General features: G+C 39.9%; 18 protein-coding genes. 5 read left to right on the top strand and 13 right to left on the bottom strand.

Going from position 1 to position 18,333, the window contains the following annotated elements; all coding sequences use genetic code 11:
• Positions 1-38: 38 nt before the first annotated feature.
• Positions 39-1,154 (bottom strand): GNAT family N-acetyltransferase, encoded by a 1,116-nt coding sequence (locus CRO56_RS10565; protein WP_097158595.1) that lies wholly within the window; start codon positions 1,152-1,154, stop codon positions 39-41.
• 256 nt (positions 1,155-1,410) lie between these two features.
• Entirely contained in the window at positions 1,411-2,616 is a 1,206-nt protein-coding gene (locus tag CRO56_RS10570) for a winged helix-turn-helix domain-containing protein (protein ID WP_097158596.1), read from the bottom strand.
• Positions 2,617-2,789: 173 nt separating this feature from the next.
• On the opposite strand from CRO56_RS10570, the gene CRO56_RS10575 reads away from it, so the two are divergent.
• Entirely contained in the window at positions 2,790-4,124 is a 1,335-nt protein-coding gene (locus CRO56_RS10575; RefSeq protein WP_097158597.1) for a polysaccharide biosynthesis protein, read from the top strand.
• Between the two features lie 45 nt (positions 4,125-4,169).
• Here CRO56_RS10575 and CRO56_RS10580 read toward each other — a convergent pair whose 3' ends face one another.
• The 5 genes from CRO56_RS10580 to CRO56_RS10590 form a co-directional block, all read right to left on the bottom strand.
• Positions 4,170-5,558, bottom strand: a complete 1,389-nt coding sequence (locus CRO56_RS10580; RefSeq protein ID WP_097158598.1) for a M20/M25/M40 family metallo-hydrolase — start codon at positions 5,556-5,558, stop codon at positions 4,170-4,172.
• Between the two features lie 388 nt (positions 5,559-5,946).
• Positions 5,947-7,944, bottom strand: coding sequence for a penicillin-binding transpeptidase domain-containing protein (locus CRO56_RS10585; protein WP_097158599.1), 1,998 nt, complete (start codon positions 7,942-7,944; stop codon positions 5,947-5,949).
• 164 nt (positions 7,945-8,108) lie between these two features.
• Positions 8,109-8,249, bottom strand: a complete 141-nt coding sequence (locus CRO56_RS22865; RefSeq protein ID WP_179714245.1) for a hypothetical protein — start codon at positions 8,247-8,249, stop codon at positions 8,109-8,111.
• Complete coding sequence (locus CRO56_RS22870; protein ID WP_179714246.1) at positions 8,239-8,415, bottom strand: hypothetical protein; 177 nt, start codon at positions 8,413-8,415, stop codon at positions 8,239-8,241. The genes CRO56_RS22865 and CRO56_RS22870 overlap by 11 nt, the downstream gene beginning before the upstream one ends.
• 133 nt (positions 8,416-8,548) lie before the next feature.
• Positions 8,549-8,779 (bottom strand): excisionase family DNA-binding protein, encoded by a 231-nt coding sequence (locus tag CRO56_RS10590; RefSeq protein WP_097158600.1) that lies wholly within the window; start codon positions 8,777-8,779, stop codon positions 8,549-8,551.
• A gap of 217 nt (positions 8,780-8,996) precedes the next feature.
• Here CRO56_RS10590 and CRO56_RS10595 point away from each other — a divergent pair, with 217 nt between their 5' ends.
• The 4 genes from CRO56_RS10595 (at position 8,997) to CRO56_RS10610 (ending at position 12,316) form a co-directional block, all read left to right on the top strand.
• Positions 8,997-10,214, top strand: a complete 1,218-nt coding sequence (locus CRO56_RS10595; RefSeq protein ID WP_097158601.1) for a Zn-dependent hydrolase — start codon at positions 8,997-8,999, stop codon at positions 10,212-10,214.
• Positions 10,215-10,278: 64 nt separating this feature from the next.
• Positions 10,279-11,169 carry a cidABC operon transcriptional activator CidR gene (gene cidR / locus CRO56_RS10600; protein WP_097158602.1) on the top strand — a complete coding sequence of 297 codons (891 nt, stop codon included), beginning with the start codon at positions 10,279-10,281 and terminating at the stop codon, positions 11,167-11,169.
• A gap of 238 nt (positions 11,170-11,407) precedes the next feature.
• Positions 11,408-11,926, top strand: coding sequence for an acyl-CoA thioesterase (locus tag CRO56_RS10605; RefSeq protein WP_097158603.1), 519 nt, complete (start codon positions 11,408-11,410; stop codon positions 11,924-11,926).
• A gap of 18 nt (positions 11,927-11,944) precedes the next feature.
• Positions 11,945-12,316 (top strand): hypothetical protein, encoded by a 372-nt coding sequence (locus CRO56_RS10610; protein WP_097158604.1) that lies wholly within the window; start codon positions 11,945-11,947, stop codon positions 12,314-12,316.
• Between the two features lie 67 nt (positions 12,317-12,383).
• Here the strand turns inward: CRO56_RS10610 and CRO56_RS10615 are convergent, their stop codons facing one another.
• The 6 genes from CRO56_RS10615 to CRO56_RS23210 form a co-directional block, all read right to left on the bottom strand.
• A complete protein-coding gene (locus CRO56_RS10615; protein WP_097158605.1) occupies positions 12,384-12,974 on the bottom strand; it encodes a response regulator transcription factor in 591 nt (196 codons plus the stop codon).
• Positions 12,971-14,113, bottom strand: coding sequence for a sensor histidine kinase (locus CRO56_RS10620; RefSeq protein ID WP_097158606.1), 1,143 nt, complete (start codon positions 14,111-14,113; stop codon positions 12,971-12,973). The genes CRO56_RS10615 and CRO56_RS10620 overlap by 4 nt, the downstream gene beginning before the upstream one ends.
• Before the next feature lie 113 nt (positions 14,114-14,226).
• The gene (gene desA / locus CRO56_RS10625; protein ID WP_097158607.1) at positions 14,227-15,255 is read right to left on the bottom strand and encodes a Delta(5) desaturase DesA; all 1,029 of its coding nucleotides are present in this window, start codon (positions 15,253-15,255) and stop codon (positions 14,227-14,229) included.
• Positions 15,256-15,514: 259 nt separating this feature from the next.
• On the bottom strand, positions 15,515-16,978 hold the full coding sequence (locus CRO56_RS10630) for a nicotinate phosphoribosyltransferase (RefSeq protein WP_097158608.1): 1,464 nt from the start codon (positions 16,976-16,978) through the stop codon (positions 15,515-15,517).
• A 156-nt stretch (positions 16,979-17,134) separates the two neighbouring features.
• The gene (locus CRO56_RS10635; protein WP_097158609.1) at positions 17,135-17,899 is read right to left on the bottom strand and encodes a MerR family transcriptional regulator; all 765 of its coding nucleotides are present in this window, start codon (positions 17,897-17,899) and stop codon (positions 17,135-17,137) included.
• Positions 17,900-18,035: 136 nt separating this feature from the next.
• A complete protein-coding gene (locus CRO56_RS23210; RefSeq protein WP_097158610.1) occupies positions 18,036-18,317 on the bottom strand; it encodes a phospholipase A2 family protein in 282 nt (93 codons plus the stop codon).
• Between the last annotated feature and the right edge of the window lie 16 nt (positions 18,318-18,333).

The following is an 18,333-nucleotide window of genomic DNA, read 5'->3' on the forward strand; positions in this document are numbered from 1 at the left end:
GCGTTCCTCAAATAACTTTCCCTGCGGTAAACAGACACCTAAATCGCAATGCTCCTATCTTCATCTATCAAGGATGGCTTCATAAAAAGGATGCTTTCATAAGGACTCATTCCTGCATATTGATTGCTGTGGAATGTTGCTTTTTGTTCAAATCCCATTTTTTGATGGAAACGAATCGAACTTTCATTTCTTATTGGCTGACTCACTACAAATGCCGAAAAATTTTTCTCAGGGAATGTGCGGAACGTCTGATCATAAAGAAACGATCCTACCCCTTTTCGCTGATATTCCTGGTGAACGGCCACTTGTTCAATATAAAATTGCTCTTGCTGTAAATCAAAAGGAGATTCCCATTCAAGACCATCCATTACCTCAGCAGGAAACTGAGATTTCAGCTCAATATAGCCAATCACTTTCCCATTACTGTCTTTTGCCACAAAATAAAGATCCTCCTGATAATCAATGGCTTGCCTGACATCATTCGGAACTAATTTTTTCAGTAAAAATCCTCCTTCTATTACCCGTCCATTAAAATACGAATTATTAATATCCACAATTTCCTCAATATCATAATAGGTGGCTTTCTCAAACGTATATTCTCTGGAATCTTTAACATTATTAAAACCGAAATTACGAACTAGGATAAAACTTGAGATAATACACACCATCTGTAAGATAGTATAATTGGACACGAGCGTAAATTGTATCAGTGCCCAGCTGAATCCATAAATTAAGATCACCAAAACTTTTTCTAAAAGCCACACTTTTGCCCGGTTCTTTTGAAAAGTCCCAGCTCTTTTTGCTTCATATTGAAAATTCAGAACCCAGAAAAAATCCAATATACCCAGTACAATAAAAGCGAACGCCAGACTATGTAAATCATTAAAATAAGCGAACAGCATTTCCAGGTTTAATAAAATCAAAAAGTCTATGAAAAATTCACGTTTGGTGGTTTTCACATCACTTTCTACATGTTCGCTCCAATCCCACCAATAGATGAGCGCTACCGAAATTACGAAAAGGGCCATGACCGTTTCGTTAAAATTTTTCAAATCAATCTTTTGAACAAATATGATATTACTAATTCCAATCCCCAAAAGAATCGCATACATTTCATTGACAAACTTGCCAATAAACTTATTCTTTTTGTCCATATTCCCCCTCGTTTCCCTTGACTCTGTACCTACTGTTTTCCCAGGGTAAAACAGTGTAAGAAAAATGTTTCACTCAAAAAGCAGATTGAATCTAACTAGAATATAGAGGTTTGCAATAGCCTGTCAAAAATGAAGAAACATCCTTTTTAATCAAATATAATTAACAAAAAATCCTCGAGCAATGGTTCAAACAACCTGCTTTTTATAAAATTTATAGATCAAATCTCATGAGTGAATCCTCATATTCCTATAGGTTCTAACTCTTTATGACTGTCTCATACTTCACATTACGTGCTCCCAAAAATTCCGCAAAACGATGAAGTGCTTCTTCTATAGCTTTCTGTAAAACCGGAGTAGCTTCAACATCCGGTTCCAATTTAAGAAGCTGAATAACTAACGTTTGATTCTCACGGTCTACCCTTGGATCTATTCTGCCAATTAATTGATCGCCTGCTAAAATAGGCATCGTGTAAGCGCCATATTGCCGCTTTTCCTTTGGAATATAAATTTCCCAGCGATACGAAAAGTTAAAGAAATCCTCCAGTCTTTCTCTCCGCCAGAGCAGATTATCCAGCGGCGGTAAAAATCGAATTGGCCCTTCCTCAGGAGAAATTTTACTGTTTGTAGGCTCCAGAAGATCTGCATCCTCTGCTCGCACAAAATAGGATCTTTTCACGCCCCCAACTGCAACTGGAACCAACTCTCCCCGATCTACCCTACTTTCGATTTCAAGCTTTCTTTCAGCCGCCTTCATTCGCTGCCAGCCAAACCGCTGATCACCCAAGTCAAATATTCGGTATGCGTTTATGTATTTTTCGATAAGGGCCTGACTTGCTTCATGAAGAGAAATCGTATTGGCTTTTTTCCAAATTTCTTTAGGAATAGTATCCTCTGTAATCCCAAAAATCCGATCCGATCCAACTCTCTCTACAACACGAATATCACCTGTATCCATTAAAAGATTCAGGGCAAGGGACGTTTCTTTTGTGCCAGGTGCCTTATTGTCCCAATATCCATGCACCTTAACCTCAGATTTGAAAACTCGCGATGGAAGCGGACCCTCATTTTTAAGCCTGTTTAATACATGGTCAACAACAGGACCTAATGCCTTAAGTCTCTCATCCAATGCGTCATGCATTCTCATGCGGATCGGTTTGAAAAGAGGATAATCCTCCATTGGAATTACACATGCCTCATTGGCTTTATATTCAAAGACCTTTTGTCTGGAAAGCAACTCGTTTAAGTGATCCGGATAATAGCCAGAAATTCGTGCAGCTAGCGTCAAATGCTGATTTCTTTCAACAACTGACACAGGATCAATTTGAACACACTCAAGGCCTCGGATCATCTCTAAGACTTGATTAGCGTTAGCTTCACTTGCATTTTCCTGCTCTTGGTCAAACCATAGCTTCTGTTTTTTCAGCAAAAATCTTCTCGCCGTTTGCTTGTCTATTTTTAACATACCACGAACTCCTTTTTACACCCCGCTGCTTTCCCCTGAAAAAGCGGTGCATAAATCAAATATCATATTATATAACTTGTCTCATATCTTTATAATATGTCAAATCAATTTACATAGCTTTAGAACCTGAGCTTCAGCATGGTTAAACAGAAGACAAAAGAAGGAGACAGCTCATGAGAACTTTTTTTAAAGGCACACTGTTATTGGTTGTTGCTGCGTTTATTGGGGAATGTATTGAATTTATCATAAATATGGTTCTGGCCAAAGAATTAGGGGAAGAGGGAATGGGTCTATATATGTCCATTCTCCCTTCGATTTTTCTCATCGTTATATTAGCAAGCCTAGAGCTTCCAATCGCTATTTCTAAATTTGCTGCAGAGCAGGAAGAAAGATTTCATCGCAGTATGTTAAAGCACGCCACACGTTTAACGATTATTTTTACAATTGGAATGCTCATTCTCGTTAGCCTTATTTTACCATTTATTCCTGTATTCGATGAATACCACCCGCTCGTTCGCTGGGTTGTCATTATTTTAATTCCGGTTATATCCTTCACCTCCATTACCCGCGGATATTTTATGGGGACCCACAGAATGGGAAAAATCGCTTTTTCTAATTTCTTGAGAAGGTTTGTTCAATTACTTCTATTAGTGTTTATCTATCGGCTTTTTGATTTCGAAATTGAAACATCGATTTTAATTGCCTTATGTACAATAGTAGTTAGTGATATTGTGGTCTTGGGGTACCTTGGTTTAACCTATATCATCCAGCTGAAAGAATTAAATAGGAAGCCAAGGTCTTTTATCGATAAAAAAATGGTTCATCAAAACCTGCTCTCTGTATCCCTGCCTACGACAGGACTTCGAATATTTCATGCAGTTGCCCATGCCGTGCAGCCTTTTTTGATTAAAACTGCACTCGTTACAGCTGGTTTAACACCAAATATGGCCAACGAGCAATTTGGTTTACTGGCAGGTGTGGCACTCACAATTGGGTTCTTCCCGGCTTTTATTGCCCATTCCCTATTAATCGTTTTAATTCCAACGGTTTCAAAGGCTTATGCCGATAAGGACTTTCGAATGCTTCAGAACTTATTGCAAAAGGTTTTTCGCTTTACCTGTTTATACGGAATCCCGGCTGTCTTTGTGTTCTATTTATTTGCTGAACCACTGACACAGCTATTTTTTGATTCAAACTCAGCCACACTGTATTTGCAAATCCTATGGCCTTATTTCCTAGTCCATTTTTTCATCATTCCGATGCAGGCTTTCCTGATTGGACTAGGATTGGTAAAAGAAGCTTTTTACCATCAAATCTGGTCTACACTTATTTCATTTGTGCTTATGTTTGCATTGGGCTCTTTTAAACCATTACAAATGGAAGGCATTATTATCGGTATGAACACAGGTGCTGTTTTAATAGCGCTCATGCACTACTTAGTGATTTGCAGGACAATCAGAATTTCGATCTGGTCGAGAAGCCCGGTAAAAGAAGTATTTAAAGTTTGATTAATTAATAAACCCGTCCATTGACGGGTTTATTGTTATTTACTTTTAATTTTGAAGCGCAGCCGAAAATCCTGATAACATATAGGCCATATGTACAATCCCTTGCTCAAAATCCTTTAAGCGAATCGACTCATTCGGTGCGTGTGCTTTAGAGCCTACCCAGCCTACTCCCGTACTGACGATTGGGAGCTTCAGGTTTTCACCGAAAATATACATAGGTCCTGTTCCTGCTGAGTTTGGTGCCAATACAACATCATTTTGATACACTTCACGAGCGGTTTCTATCACATGAGCTACAAAAGGATGACTAAAATCAGAGCGGTACGCCTTTTGCCCATTCAGCAGGGTTACTTTTACATCATGAAACCCATGCTTTTCTAAGTGATTTGCAATACATTGCAATATATGGTCTGGATCTTGGCCAGGAACAAGGCGGCAATCCAATTTAGCTTTTGCACTTTTAGGCAGAACTGTTTTGGCTCCTTCTCCCGTATAACCGCTCTCCAGTCCGCAAATCGTCATCGTTGGCTTTGCAACCATGGCAATTCTAGGGTCTATTCCTAGTGCATTTGTGATTAATGGCCGTTTCAGCCCGTAAAGCTCACGAACGGATTCCTCGTTAAATGGGAGCGCGTGAACTGCTTCTACTTCAGATTCAGTAAGATCTTGAATCCCATCATAGAAACCTTCTACAAGGATTTCGTTGTTTTTGTTCCTCATTGTAGCGAGGGCTTGGATTAATCTCCAAGCAGCATTATCGACATAAGCTCCAACTGACGAGTGCATATCTATATCAGCACCCACACACGTCAGCTCCATATAGGCCATCCCTTTAATCCCTGCTACCATACTGATCCGGTCTTTTTCATCTTTCCCGCCAAACTCCCAAATACATGCGTCTGCCTTAAACTTCTCTTTATATTTTTCAAGGTACGGCGTTAAATGAGGACTGCCGATTTCTTCTTCACCCTCAATTAAAAACCTAATATTACAAGGCAAGCCGCCTGCTGTCTGATTCAATACTTTTATGGCTGTCAAGCGGGCGACTAAATCCCCCTTATTATCGGCAACCCCGCGTGCAAATAGTTTTCCATCTGCAATCGTTGGTTCAAATGGTTCAGTCAGCCATTCATCAAAAGGTTCAGGAGGCTGAACATCATAATGATTATAGAAAAGCAGTGTTTTGCTTGAATCCCCATTGCTTCCAGCGGCAAAAAATCCATAGACAACCGGGTTTCCTCCAAGATTATCTAAAACCTCAGATTCCCCTCCAACCTCTTTAATCATGTTTACCACAAAGGCAACGGTCTCAGGAATGGCTTTATTCTGAGCTGAAATTGTAGGAAAACGAAGATAGCTTTTTAAGGTTTCAAGCGCATTAGGAACAAGCTCTTTTACTGCATTTTGTAAGGATTCTAATTGTGGACTAGTCATAAAAAAATCTCCCTTCAGGACATGATATTAATTATTTCGACACCCGAAGGAAGATTCCTTTTATTCATTTAAATAATTTATAAAATTTTTAGGCTGTTTTCGCATACTTTGTTGTTTTTTAGTGGAATGGAGCGTAAGACACTTGAGTCCTCATAAAATGCTTCGCATTTTCTTCGTGCGATGCTTATGCTGCCGAAGCGTTCCTTGTCCTGTGGGAAGAAGAGGTGTGGCCTCTAGACCCCGCAGGCAAAGCCGAGGAGGCTCAGGCCACCTCCCCGGGGAATCTTGTGTCTGGAGCGCAATGGAACGGACACGTTTACTTCTACATTTTAAAAAATATATTCAGATACTACAATCTTTGCGAAAATAGCCAATTTTTAATATCATTTTATCTCTGGCTTGCAATCACATTTCTGACCCGGCTCACTGCAGCTTCGGATCCTCCTTTGTCTTGGACCCCTTCTACCATCATTGCAATTAGAAGTTCAGGGTTATCCAAGTTATAAGCAATAAACCAGCCGTTTTCTTTTCCTTGTACCCCTTGCTGCTCTTTAATTTCAGCTGTCCCCGTTTTCCCTGCAAGAGGATAACCGTCTATTCTGGCGGTTTTAGCAGTCCCATTCCGATCTTCAATTACTTTTCTCAATGAAGTATTTATTTGATTTACTATTTCCGCATTGACCAAATTTTCTTTCCACGGCTGGGAAGTTTCTTGTTCAGCTAGAAGTGTTGGCCTAAGCATCGTTCCCTTGTTAAGAAACGGGGTGTAGGCTGCCGCCAAGTGCACTATATTCATTTCAATCTGCCCCTGACCATAACCAGAGTCCGCAAGACGGATTTCATTCTCCAGATCGCCGATATTGCCGGGATCAAGTGGAAACGGATAATCGATTTCCTCACCAAAGCCAAAGCTTGTCAAACCTTCTGTAAACCCTTGTGCGCCAATTTGTAACGCTGCCTGTGCAAAATAAATATTGTCTGAAACAATGAGCGCCCGGTCAAGGTTTACCGGACCATTGGTATCTTTTACTCTGGTGACTTTATAATCACCCCACGAACTGTCCTTCTGCCATTGAAGCCCATTCACGTCTATCGTCCAATCTGGTGTGATGGCTCCTTGATTTAAACCGATAGCAGCTGTGATCGGCTTCATGACTGAACCTGGAGCATATCTCTGTTTGAAGCGGGTTGTCAGCGGTTTTAACGGATTTTCCTCAAGCTCTTGCCAAAACTGCCCAGTTGCTCCGAGGGTTGCAGTGTTAGGATTAAAAGACGGACTGCTGACAAGCGCCAGCGTTTCCCCGGTTAAAGGATGAAGGGCAATGCCGGTTCCCGGTTCTCCGTTCAGTTCATTATATATTTTCGTTTGCAGGTTCATATCAATCGTTAATGCAACATTTTCTCCATTCACTGCTTCTTTTTCGGCAAGAACCACTTCTGACCCATCTGCTTTCTCAATATAGATTTTTGCGCCGTTCTCCCCTTTTAGCCTTTCTTCGAGTACTTGTTCCATCCCTCTTTTGCCAACCACATCGCTGCTGGTATATCCTTTGCCTGATAATTCTTCGAGCTCCTCAGCTGTAATGGGCCCCACATATCCGACAAGATGTGCTGCCGCCTCCTTGTAAGGATAAACTCGGGCCGGTACATCCTTCTTTACAACAGAGGGGATTGAAGTCACTGCGGCAAGCAGTTCCGTTTCCTCTGTTGAAATCTTTTTAATCGGGACAAAGTAATCCGGCTGTACCCAGTCAGCATTTAACGCTTCCTGGATTCGTTCCGGGCTGACCCCAAGCAATTCTGAGATTTGTGATATAATCTCTTGCTCCTTGCCTTCCATTTGCCCTGGCACAATCCCAATTTCATAAGCAGTGCCGTTCATTGCGATTCCGTTGCCAAAGCGGTCTACTATCTCCCCTCTAAGAGAAGGAGTGCTAGTGAGCCTTATTTTATCCTCCGCTCCAAGCTCAGGAAATATAAAAGTCGTATCCCAGTGCACGTACCAGTTTTCAGCATCATTCCGCTCTTCTTTCTTTAACGGGGCACTATGCTGAAATGATATCGGCCCTGCGAGTGAGTTCATTTCTGCGGAGAATGAAAAATCAGCTTCTTCTCCCTCGACTTCTTCCTTCGGTGGATTGGTAGTGACTTTTAAGTCGCTTATCTCCAGATCACCATAAACTTTTTCATATCGTCCGACAAACTCTTCCTTTGTAATTCTTTGTTTAGCATCAGCTGTTAAAAAATCGTACATTTCAGCAAATTTTTGCTCATTCCACAGTTTGATATATTCTTTGAATCTACCTTGAGCAGTCGGTTCATTATTGCAGGCTGAAAGGAAAAATGTGACCAAAAGCATGAACAAAACGCATATCAATTTTTTCAAAATGTTCCCCCCATTGCTAATTCTATGACCCTTCTGATGGTTTATACTAAATGGGAAACTTGTTTTACGGAAGATGGTAAAATTGTCATCTGTACCCATACACATGACAGTGTGAAAGAAAAAAGTGCTGCATGGACCTGCAACACTTTACATTTTTCACCACTTTACAATTTATACTTATTACGCTTTCGAGCCTGTTTTCGAATGACTTCATCACGCTCGCCTCCATCAGACAATTCTTCAGCAAACTCGTGATCTTTGCTGCCTAGGATGGGAGCTGTTTCTATTTTCCTCTTATGTTTCATCAGTTCTCTCTCCTGTCACCCGCTCGTTTAAGTACTCGTTCTCACCTGTAGCGAAGGACACATCCTGAAGACTGTACTCCACATTTCCTAAATGCAGTGTACGGTGTTTGATTTTCTCATTATTGCCTGACGCGTTGGTCATATCGTTCCTTGGCTTATCTTCCATATTATCATTCTCCTTTAGTTTGGAATTATGGGGAAGCTTAACACCGATTTTCCTATATTTTTAATAGGCTTATCTTTGTTTTTCCCGAAATAACCCAAACTATGCTTAAACCAAGCAGGAGGCTTAAAGGCATTTAATCTTCATCTTTAATATCTATATCTTCTGGAATCGGTTCACTTAAATATTCAGCAATCATCGCCCGATAATGCTCGAGCTGTTGGAAATGAGTGTTAAACTGGTCTTTATTGATCAAGTATTGCTCCCCATCATGGACCGCACGAATTCGTTTTAGTAAAATCAGACTCTCAATATACGATTCGTCTAAAGATAAATATTCGGCAGTTTCTTTGATGGTTAGATACATTTCCCAAAACACTCTCCTTTTCTTCTTTATTTTTATTGTATATAAAATCAGGGGAATTTTACAGTAAAATGCCAGCTGTTTTACTATGTAAGCCTGAGAATTCCCTTTTTAGCTGGGGAGGTGCAGTTTTCTCATTTTTAAAATTTAGCTTCGACAATCTCCTCAATTTCTTGTATAGTTAACCAAACATAAGACAATGAAGAGAGGAGCAACTGCAATGGTCAATATAGAAAGACTCTGGGATAAAATCCACGAGCTTGCTTTAATTGGACAGACTGAGGACAATGGCGTTACCCGTTTTTCCTACACCAAAGATGAACATGAGGCGAATGAATTGGTGAAACAATATATGGAGCAAGCAGGGTTAGAGGTATCGTATGATGCAATTGGAAACTTAATCGGTTCGACACCTGGAAAAGAGGATTTGCCGGCCATTCTGTTAGGATCTCATATCGATACCGTCCCAAATGGCGGAAAATTTGACGGCAGCTTAGGGGTGTTGACGGCAATTGAAGTCATGCAATCGTTACAGGAGCAGCAAATCCGCTTAAAGCATCCGGTTAAGGTGATTGCTTTTAAAGATGAAGAGGGAGCAAGATTTGGCTTTGGTTTACTTGGAAGCCGGGCTGTCGCAGGAAGATTAAAAGACGAAGACCTAGATAAAAAGGATGCGAAAGGCATTTCCATCCGAGAGGCGTTAATCAATCAAGGCTATGATCCTGAAAAAATCGAAACAGCTAAAATGGATCACGTAAAAGCTTACATAGAGCTACATATTGAACAAGGCAAAGTATTAGAAAACCAAGAAGTTCCTGTTGGAAATGTGACGGGTATTGCTGGCCCGCTTTGGTTAAAGGTAAAACTAGAGGGAGAAGCTGAACATGCAGGGGCAACTCCAATGGGACAAAGAAAAGACCCATTAGTGGCAGCCAGTCTCGTGATCGCTGAAATTGAAAAATTGGCCAGTCAATATCCATATGCGGTTGCAACAGTTGGTTCTTTGTCGCTTACTCCTGGAGGAATTAATGTAATTCCTGGCAGTGTTGAATTTACAGTCGATATACGTGACATATCAGAGGAAATTCGAGACCAGCTTGAAAAAGAAATTACAGATTTCTCCATTCAAATTGGAAATGAGCGCGAGATAAAAGTAACGATTGAAGAACTGCAAAGGGTAGCTCCTGTATTATGTTCTGAAGATATTCAATCCCTTATTATGGAGAGCATTAGTGAACTGAATATTCCAGTTATCTCCTTGCCAAGCGGGGCAGGTCATGATGCGATGCAATTCAATCGTCTTTTTCCAGTTGGCATGATTTTTGTTCGTTCCAAGGATGGCATTAGTCATAATCCTAAAGAATTTACTTCCAAAGAGGACGTAAAAGCCGGAGCCGAAACCATGCTTAAAACATTAATAAAACTCGACGAACTCTAACCAGCTGGCGTAAGTAACAATTTTGTGTATCAAGAAAATTTCGGGTGGTGACAGGCACCTAACCATGGATATCAAACATTTACAGTATTTCATCGAAGTTACAAAATTCAATAGTTTTTCTAAGGCTGCGGATCATTTGTTTATTACGCAGCCTACAATTAGTAAGATGATTAAAAATTTAGAGGAAGAGCTGGGAGTCACACTGTTTGACCGCTCGCGGAAGCAGCTGACTTTGACGGATGCAGGGAAAATTATATTAGAGCAGGCTAAATTAATTGATAAAGCATTCAATAATTTAGAATCTGAACTAGATAATCTGCTTGAATTAAAAAAAGGACATATCCGGATAGGTTTACCTCCTATATTTGATGCTCATTTTCTCATTAAAATCATCGGTCTCTTTCATGAAAAGTATCCGGGCATCACGTTCCAATTAGAAGAAGATGGATCGAAAAAAATTGAGGAAGACGTAAAGAATGGCCTATTAGATGTGGGGGTCATCGTACTCCCAACAAAAGAAGAGGTATTTGACTATTTTGCTTTTATGGAAGAAGATCTGCAATTAATTCTTCACCCCTCCCATCCGTTAGCGAAAAAAGAAGAGGTCCAGTTGTCTGAATTGGCTGATGAATCCTTTATTTTATTTAATAAAGACTTTGTGTTAAATGATAAAATTGTTTCTTCCTGTAATATAGCCGGATTTACCCCGCACATCATTTCTGAGAGCTCTCAATGGTCCTTCATTGAAGAAATGGTGGCATCGAAATTAGGTGTATCCCTTTTACCGGAGAGTATTTGCGGACATTTAAAGGAGCATGTGAAAACAGTTAAAGTCGTGAATCCCTCGATCGGATGGAATTTAGCGATGATTTGGTCAAAAGAACTTTACCTATCCTATGCAGCAAAGGAATGGCTTCGCTTTACGATGGATCACTTTATACATCAGAATCAGTAAATATTATATCGGGGCTGTCCAAAAAGGTCAGATAACTGACTTTTTGGACAGCCCTTTTGATTTTTTAAATACTGAAAAGATGCAGAGGTAAGCATTTACATAGATAAAAGCTATAAATCCTATGAAAACTATCCATTTTACTTATAGAACAATGGGGCTTACACTTGGTTCGTGGCAAGGAAATCCTTTTAACAGGCATCGGGTTTCTAGATCCCAAAAAGAAAGGAAGTAAAATAGAATGGAACCTAAAAAAGTAAGTGAAAGCCGCATTATTAATACAGACCAAGTATTATCATGCGATTTAAATAACTATAATACCCTTTTTGGCGGAGTCTTAATGAAAAAGCTTGATAGTGCTGCAACCCTATCCGCCCGCAGACACGCGCGCGTCAAAGAATGTGTAACAGCATCGACCGACTCTATTGATTTTCTCTGTCCGATTCACCAAACGGATTCAGTCTGTATCGAATCATTTGTAACCTATACCGGAAGAACCTCAATGGAGATTTTTTGTAAGGTCATTGCTGAAGATATGTTAACAGGAGAACGCAGAATAGCTGCAACAGCCTTTTTAACATTTGTCGCATTAGATGAATATAAAAAACCAGTAGAAGTGCCAGGTGTTATTCCTGAGACAGAAGAGGAAAAATTCATTTACGAGACAGGTAAAGAACGGGCAGAAATGCGGAAGATAAGAAGACAAAAGAGTAAAGAACTTGCTCAATATATAACCGTTAAAAAGCCATGGGATCATTAAGTGGAAGGAGCTAAAACAATGACAACACTTTGCAGTCATGAAGATCTAATCGCCACTCAAGATGCCCTTAAACATGTTGAAAAATCCTATCCAGCCCTCTTTGAACAACTATTGCATATTGTCAATTTAACTCGTTCATTACAGCTTCGATATCAGTTTATGGGCTGTTTGCTAATGGATGAAGATCCAGGGAAAAATAAACCATCCTACCTTCACCATTCGGTATTAGAACTATATAAGAGAGAAATTCAAAAATTAAAAGACAATCCAGATTTTCCTGTCATCAAAAAGACGTTTAAGTCATTCAAGAAAGTCGGCTACGCCAAAATCAGCCTATTACTTCAAGGAGCAAAACCCGAAACACTTACAGGGTTATCTGTGATTAAATAAAAGGTGCCATTACCACCCAATTCAGGAGTTGTAAAACAAGAAATTTCGGGTGGTGACAGCACCTTTTCTACTTTTCTTTAAACTGTTTAATTGCTTCAATCCGGTTTTTCACTCCGAGTTTGTCGAGAATGACAGAGATATAGTTGCGGACGGTGCCGGTTTTGATTTGGAGGGTGTCAGCAATTTCTTTTGTGTCTTTACCGTCGGCGACGAGCTCTAAAACTTCTCGTTCCCGTTCCGTTAGAGGATTGGTTTCAACATTGTAAGCATCCTCGATCAGCTCTGGCGCGTATATCCGTCTTCCAGCCATGACACTGCGGATGGAGTTTGCCAAATCTTCACTTGGACTGTCCTTTAAGAAGTAACCGCTGACCCCGGCTTTTAAAGCACGCTGAAAATAGCCAGACCGAGCAAAGGTGGTTAATATAATAACTTTGCAATCATCATCCTTTAATTCTTCAGCGGCTTCTAGTCCGCTTTTTCCAGGCATTTCGATATCCATAATGACCACATCCGGATGAAGCTTTCGGACTAGGGCTACTGCTTCTTCTCCATTAGACGCTTTCCCCACTACTTCCATATCATCCTCTAAATCAAGCAATGAACCAAAAGCTCCTAACAACAGCTGTTGATCTTCTGCAATGACAATCCGAATCATGTAAACTCCTCCTTTTCAGGTTTCGTAAGATCAAGCGGTACTCGTAAACGTAAAGTAGTCCCATCCTTCGTCAATAGCCCTAAACTGCCATTTACAAATTCCAGGCGTTCTTTCATTCCTTTCAATCCATGACCCTGCATTAAATGTTGGGCTGATTGTTTAAATACACCATTATCATGTATGGTAACGATTGTTTCTGCCCGTGTTTGTTCAATTTTTATAGAGCAGCAAGTAGCTCCGCTATGCTTTACAATATTGGTCACAGCCTCTTTTAAACACATACTTAATATATGCTCGGTTAATAATGGCACATTGGATAATTCAAAATCTCCGACTTCCTCAAGGTGAATCTCGGCTGCATCTAGCAGTTCTTTAACCAGAACAAGCTCATCCTTTAGGCGAACCGCACGCATGGATGAAACCATTTTTCGGACTTCATTAAGGGCTGTTCTGGCAGTTTGTTGAACATCCTTCAATTCGTTTCGGGCTTGTTCCGGATTTTTATATAATAAACGTCTGGCTAAGTCACTTTTTAATCCGATTAAAGAAAGCTTCTGTCCAAGCGTATCATGGAGGTCACGGGCAATTCTCTGCCGTTCTTCCAACACACCTAATTCATGAATTCTCTTATTGGCATCTTCTAATTTTTCTTCTAACTGCCCCTTCTCATTCCGGTTATAAATGTTAAACGGAAGTAGAATCACACTAATCCAGATGACGATTACAAAGGGCAGCTGTTTCAAAAAGAGTTCATCCTGCTGCACAATACTAAAATTAATCGAGACCGAGGTGCTGATTAAATGAACAAAATAAAGAATAAGAAACGTAAGACGGTCTTTAATATTTCCAATATAATGCGCTAAGAAAAACGCAAAATACACATAGCTGTATAGGCTCGTTGTTGTAATCGAAATGCCGATCAGGAGAAATGTCCATAGATAAACGGGCCAGCCTTTAGCAAAAAAAGCAATGCGATATAGAATAAAAAAGATGAATGTCAATAAAATCCCAAGAATGATTTCGATTGTTGTGTCTGCTTGAATAATAAAATAAAAAGGCAGGATAAAAAGAATTACCCATATATAGGGAGATATACCGCTATTCTTTTGAAATGCCAAATACTTTTTAATTACATTCATAGGTATGAACCCTCTTAATCACAGGATTTTCTAACATATGCAGAAAAACAGGGCTTCTAAAATGGCCCTGTTTTTATCTTATCACTTCGTAAACATGCAAACTACCTGCTTATTTACGACTTAGACTGAGATGGAATATGGTTCATTCCTGGCAGCAATGGAACATCTTTAAAATGAACAAACTTCTTTTGATTCTCGTCCCAAAGCCGAAATCTAAGTGAAGTTAAGCTTGTTTTTAACGTGATGGTCGGTACATGCTTTAAAGCATCGGTATTTTTATGTGCCGCTTCCAATTGGTAATTCGGGACTCTTGGGCATAAATGATGAACATGGTGATAACCAATATTCCCTGTAAACCATTGAAGCACTTTAGGAAGCTTATAAAAAGAACTTCCTTCCACAGCGGCTAAAACAAAATCCCATTTTTCATTTGGCTCAAAATAAGAATCTTCAAATGTGTGCTGCACATAAAATAGCCATACCCCGATTGAACCGGCAATCAAAAAGATTGGTCCCTGTACTAAAAGGAATGCCTGCCATCCAATCGTGTAACAAAGAAGAGCAATAATGGCTGCAATCGCAATGTTTGTTATATATAAATTAATACGTTCTCCGCGTTTTGCGCTTTTTTTATTAAAACGGTTTTTCAATAGAAATACGTAAGTCGGACCTAAACCAAACATAATAAGAGGATTCCGGTATAGACGGTAACGGAAGCGTGTCCACGCTGATGCAGACCGGAATTCATCTACTGTTAACAGCCAGATATCGCCTGTTCCGCGTTTATCTAAATTTGAACTCGTCGCATGGTGAATGGAATGATCATGCTGCCATTGGCTATAAGGAAATAACGTGAGGATTCCCGTAATGGTTCCAAGAATTTTGTTGGCTTTTCTGCTTTTAAAAAAGGAGTGATGGCAGCAATCGTGAAAAATGATAAACATCCGCGTTAAAAGTCCAGCTCCAATAACCGTTAAAGCAAGGGTAAGCCAGTAAGAGACAGAGAGGCTTTGATATGCAAGAATCCAAACAACAAAGAAAGGAACAATTGTATCCAATATTTGAATGATACTTTTCCGAGTATCAGGCTTTTCATAAGGAACCACTTGTTTTCTTAACATCTTTTGATTTTGTTTTTCCATGTATGACCCATCCTCTTCCGATTAGTTATCTTCGATTATAAAGAAAATAAGAAGACATTTGCAGACATACATGTCATACATCAACTATGACAAATGTCATGTTTTAAGAAAATTTTGTGAGAAATGGGTGAGCGCCCATTAAGCGAAGCAACGGATTTCGTGAACAATTGCCGACGTATCATTATTACATCGTTTATATTTTCGTACTTATAAAAAATAGCTGCCAAGATTATCTCGACAGCTTAAAAATTAAATATTATTAAACCCGTTCTAATTGAACTTCCTTTTTATATTCACGGATCATATCTCTTTTTAATTGCCATGTTTTCGGGCTTAAGTAAACTTGATAAATCTCAGGATTTAATAAACGTAATAATTCCGGCTCAAATAACTCCAATTGCTCCCGATGAAAGCTTCTAATTTGCTCCAAATCAGGAAGATCGTAAACTAATGCTCCGTTTACTATAATCGGATGAAGGAGGGGGATGGCTTTAAAGTTTTCTGCAAATCGGTTCGTGTCAAGCTGGACAGGATCAAAAAGCTCGATCCGGTTTCTTGTTAAGACATCCTTTTCATTTGCTAAGGTTATATAATCTGAGATAGCTTTCCCAGTTGTTTGACTGACAAGACGGTACACCTCTTTTTTACCCGGTGTTGTAATTTTTTCTTGGTTACCTGAAATTTTAATAACGGGAATTAGCTCCCCGTTCTTCTCACGGGCAACCAGTTTATAGACACCGCCTAAAGAAGGCTGATCCTCAGCAGTAATCAGGCGAGTTCCTACTCCCCAAGTATCGACTTTGGCCCCTTGTGCCTTTAGATTAAAAATCAGATGCTCATCTAAATCGTTAGAAACCACAATCTTAACGTAATCAAGCCCCGCCTTATCCAGCTGTTCCCGTGCTTTTTTAGACAGGTATGCTAAATCTCCGCTGTCAATCCGGATTGACTGCATCCGTTTCCCTTTTCTTTCAAGCATATGGGCTGTCTTAATTGCATTCGGAATCCCCTTTTCAAGGGTATCATAAGTATCTACCAGCAATGCTACCTGGTCAGGCAAAGCATTGGCATATTTCATAAAAGATTCTTCTTCAGAGTCATGCCCCTGTACCCAAGAATGGGCATGCGTTCCTTTCGTTGGGATTCCAAACCATTTTCCCGCCAGCATATTACTGGTCGCATCGAAACCGGCAATATATGCAGCACGGGCTCCCCATACAGCTGCATCGGCCTCCTGAGCCCTTCTTGATCCAAATTCTAACAAACCGTCGCCTGCAGCAACTCGTACAATCCGTGATGCCTTTGTCGCAATGAGAGTCTGATAGTTTAAAAAGTTTAAAAGAGCGGTTTCTACCAATTGTGTTTCTAATATCGTTCCTTCCACCCGCAATAACGGTTCATTAGGAAAAACTATTTCTCCCTCTTGCACGGAGTATAAATTCCCGTTGAAACGAATTTCACGAAGCATTTGCAAAAAAGCAGGGTCATATTGCTCCTCTTGCTCTGCCAAATACTGAATGTCATCTTCAGAGAAGCGTAAATTTTGGATATACTCAACAATTCGCTGTAAACCAGCAAATACAGCATACCCATTGCCAAATGGAAGTTTACGAAAATAAGCCTCGAAAACAGCATGGTCATTCATTGTTCCATTTATCCAGTGGGCATACATCATATTTATTTCATATTTATCAGTATGTAGTGCTAAATCTTGTATATTCATGGAGCTCCCTTCTTTACTGCTGATTTAATCGAAATCTATTATAATAGAAACTGATTGTAACCGATAAAACCCTATTTTAACCCGTTTAACCTATTTTGCCTATAAAAAAAGGGCTGTGACCTCAGCTTTAATGCTTTGGCACAACCCTATTCTACCTTATTTTTTCAAACCTGTATAAATTAAAATCGCATCTCTTAAGAATTCTGCCGCTTTAGGATGCACCTGATCATAATAGGCTTTAAACCTTTCGTCATCCACATACATTTGCCCAAGACCCGCATGTGCTTCTTTACTATACTCTGGCCAGTAATAGGTTAGCCATTGTTTATGCAAATCTGCAGCTTTTTGGGCAAGACTGCTTCCAGGATCTCCGGATTTTACAGCTTCCGCTAAAGTATCATTTACTTCCTGACCGAGTCGAGTGACTTCTTCATACTCTTCTTCTGTCATGTTTTTAAACTTCTCATATGACTTCCTTACCGTGTCTTCGCCGTACTTTTCTCGGATTTCTTCCCCATATTTTTTCTCATTATCTTCAATCATTTTTTTCTTAAAGCCTTCAAATTTTTCCCGATCTGACATTGTCATTCTCCCTTCCTTTGCATCAATTGTTTTTTCAACATTCGCAATCAGGAGATCTAATTGCTTACGTTTGTCAAGAAGCTGTTGATGATGTTCCTTTAGAGCCTTCAAGCTATTAAAAGCAGGATCAGATAGGATTTGTTTAATTTGATCAAGACTAACCCCTAGTTCTTTGTAAAATAAGATTTGCTGCAGCCTGTCAACTTCGGTTTGACCATAAATCCGGTACCCCGATGAGTTCATTCTGGCCGGCTTCAGAATTCCAATCTCATCATAATACCTTAATGTCCTTGTACTGACTCCTGCCAATCTGCTTAGCTTTTGAATCGTGTATTCCATACTCTAAAACCTCCTGACACCCTCACTGTACACCTTGACGTAACGTCAATGTCAAATCATTATGAAAAATTTTTTTGCGTATTTTATTACCATTATACCTGCAATTAAAAAAGCCCAACCGTTTGGCTGAGCTTTATTAAAATCTCCTTGGATCAAAGGCTGTCTTTAATTGCATAAAACGATACATCAGATTAGCCTGTCTTCCTTTTTGAGTTCGAGGGTTCCTTTTTGATCTCAAGCAATTCATGAATTCAATATCGCATCTTTTCCTCGATCCGCCTCTTTGATAACAAAGATCATGCCTCATGCAACAGGCATCTACATCATTTACAGGTGCACCAGGACCGCTGCACCCAGGACCGCACCAGCGGTACCCCGGAAAAATACACCGAGATGGCCTTCTTTGTCTTGGATACATATTTCACACCCCTACA

This window comes from Bacillus oleivorans (assembly GCF_900207585.1).
GTDB lineage: Bacteria > Bacillota > Bacilli > Bacillales > JC228 > Bacillus_BF > Bacillus_BF oleivorans.